At 67.0% G+C, this 276-nt stretch carries 1 protein-coding gene; it reads right to left on the reverse strand.

The window, feature by feature from the left end; translation table 11 throughout:
* A partial coding sequence (locus tag IT775_RS21700; protein WP_212703240.1) for a DUF7507 domain-containing protein occupies positions 1–276 on the reverse strand: 276 nt, incomplete at both ends.

A 276-nucleotide genomic window follows, 5' to 3' on the forward strand; every position in this document is an offset into this window, starting at 1 on the left:
CTTCAGCGTGTCGCTCTGCACGCCGACATTGCTCAGCGTCACGTTGCCGGTATTGCTGATCGCGAAGGTGTAGGTGAGCACGTCGCCGACGCTCAGCCCCGCATCGCCGGTATCGGTGGTGATCGCCGAGGTCTTCACGCCCTCGATGGCGGGGACGGCACCGGCCAGGTCGGCGGTCTCGTCATCGGTGGTGTTGCCGTCGCTGTCGTCGCCATCGTCGGTCACGTCGGTGTAGTCGGTGCCGCCGTAGGTGCCGACCACGGTCGCGCTGTTGCG

Origin of the sequence: Thalassovita aquimarina (genome assembly GCF_018219815.1) — a bacterium.
Taxonomy (GTDB): Bacteria; Pseudomonadota; Alphaproteobacteria; order Rhodobacterales; family Rhodobacteraceae; genus Thalassobius; species Thalassobius aquimarinus.